The organism is bacterium (assembly GCA_029210965.1).
Taxonomy (GTDB): Bacteria; BMS3Abin14; BMS3Abin14; order BMS3Abin14; family BMS3Abin14; genus JALHUC01.
Map to the genome: position 1 here is coordinate 1 of JARGFZ010000086.1, position 2,523 is coordinate 2,523.

1 protein-coding gene is annotated in these 2,523 nt (G+C 50.6%); it reads right to left on the bottom strand.

All coding sequences use genetic code 11. From position 1 onward, the window contains the following. Positions 1-85: 85 nt before the first annotated feature. On the bottom strand, positions 86-2,523 hold a 2,438-nt coding region (gene clpB / locus P1S59_14315; GenBank protein ID MDF1527402.1), incomplete at its 5' end, for an ATP-dependent chaperone ClpB.

A 2,523-nucleotide genomic window follows, 5' to 3' on the forward strand; every position in this document is an offset into this window, starting at 1 on the left:
TTGAAATAAAGATGCCCAAGTCAGAGCTAAAGAAGAAAAAATTACTAGAGATCGAATAACCCTATAATGGCACTGTAGAATATGTCTACAGTGCCTGATCTCCTTTATTGTTTCCTTTTTTGAATACTATCTCAGCATTATCCACATCCACTTCAATGGAATCACCTTCACCGAACTCCTTGTTCAGTATCTTCATTGCCAGTGGGTCAAGAATCTTATGCTGGATAGTACGTTTTAGTGGACGTGCGCCGAACGTCGGGTCAAATCCTGTCCGCGCAACATAATCCTTGGCTTTTTCGCTCAGCACGATGTTAATTTTCCTCTCTTTCAAGCGTTTACTCAGTTGGTTAACCTGGATATCCACTATCTTCATGATCTCAGCCAGCTTCAACTGGTGGAAAATAATAACATCATCAAGCCGGTTCAGGAACTCGGGCCTGAATTGGGCTCGTACAGCCTCCATCACCAGTTTTTCCATCTCGACCTCATCATCGCCATGTTCGACTATCCACTGGCTCCCGATATTGGAAGTCATGATTATCACCGTATTCTTAAAATCCACGGTACGCCCGTGCCCATCTGTGAGCCTGCCATCATCCAGTATCTGGAGCATCAGGTTGAACACATCCGGATGGGCCTTTTCAATCTCATCCAATAATATTACCGAATACGGCCGCCGCCTCACAGCTTCTGTAAGCTGGCCACCCTCCTCGTACCCTATATATCCAGGCGGCGCGCCGATGAGCCGTGCTACAGTATGCTTTTCCATGTACTCGCTCATGTCCAGCCTGACCATGGCACCCTCATCATCGAACAGGAATTCGGCGAGTGCCCGGCCCAGCTCTGTCTTGCCTACGCCAGTGGGACCCAGGAACATGAACGAACCAGTGGGTCTATTCGTATCTGATATACCGGCCCTGCCCCGTCGGACTGCATTTGCCACGGCGGTAACGGCCTCTTCCTGTCCAACCAAACGCTGCCTGATGCGCTCTTCCATATGCACCAGTTTTTGCATCTCGCCTTCCAGCATCTTGCTCACCGGGACATGGGTCCAGTTGGATACCACATCTGCTATGTCCTCCTCATCCACCTCTTCCTTGAGCATCTTCTGGTCCTTCTGGAGCTCGTTCAGTTTAGAATTTTCACTTTCAAGCCGCTTTTGCAGTTCAGGTAGTTTGCCGTACCTGAGTTCGGACGCTCTCTCCAGGTTGCCTTCATGTTCTGCTTTCTCGGAATCCATCCGCGTTTTCTCGATGTCCCCTTTTATTTTCCTGATGGTCTGGATGGTTTCCTTTTCAAGCTGCCAGTGGGCTTTCATCTGGCTGCTCTGCTCCTTCAGGTCGGATAGTTCCTTATCTATCTTCTCCAGGCGTTCCTTTGAATAGTCATCCTTTTCCTTCTTCACTGCCTGGCGCTCGATCTCAAGCTGCCGTATCTTGCGCTCGGCATCATCCAGTTCCGCAGGCATGCTGTCAATCTCTATCCTGAGCTTTGATGCAGCTTCATCGATAAGGTCGATGGCTTTATCAGGCAAGAACCGGTCCGTGATATAGCGGTGGGACAGTACGGCTGCCGCCACAAGGGCCGAGTCCTGTATCCTGACACCGTGATGCACTTCATATTTCTCGATGAGCCCCCGCAGGATGGATATGGTCTCATCCACCGTGGGTTCATCAACCAGTACAAGCTGGAACCTGCGCTCAAGTGCTGCATCCTTTTCGATGTACTTCCTGTACTCGTTGAGGGTAGTAGCACCAATGGCCCGCAGTTCTCCCCTGGCCAGTGCAGGTTTCAGGAGATTTGATGCATCCATGGACCCTTCGGACGCTCCCGCCCCCACCAGGGTGTGCAGTTCATCGATAAAAAGAATTACTTTGCCTTCTGAATCCTGTACCTCTTTGATAACTGCCTTCAGGCGCTCCTCGAACTCGCCCCTGAACTTGGTACCTGCAACAAGGGCACCCATGTCAAGCGCTACGACTTTCTTGTCCTTGATGGTCTCAGGCACATCCCCGCCAAATATTCGCAGGGCCAGTCCTTCTGCAATAGCGGTTTTTCCGACACCGGGCTCGCCTATGAGTACAGGGTTGTTCTTTGTCCGCCTCGATAGTACCTGTATCACCCTGCGTATCTCATTATCCCGCCCTATTACAGGGTCAAGCTTGCCGCGGGCTGCCTGTTCAGTGAGGTCGCGGCCATATTTTTCCAGAGCCTGGTATTTATCTTCCGGAGTCTGGTCCGTAACCCTCGAAGAACCCCTGACTTCCCTGAGGGCATTGAAGAGAGCATCCTTAGATGCACCGTTCTCTTTCAATATCCGTGACGACACCCCTCCTTTCTCGTCAGCAATGGCCAGCAGTAAATGTTCGGTGCTCAGGTATTCATCCTTAAGCATTTTCATCTCTTCAAAGGCCGCATCAATAATTGTATTGACACGCTGGGACATGTAGAGCTGGCCTGCACCTGCTACTTTTGGGAGCTTGCCAATTTCGTCATCCAGGCGAGAGATTATTCCGGGTACAT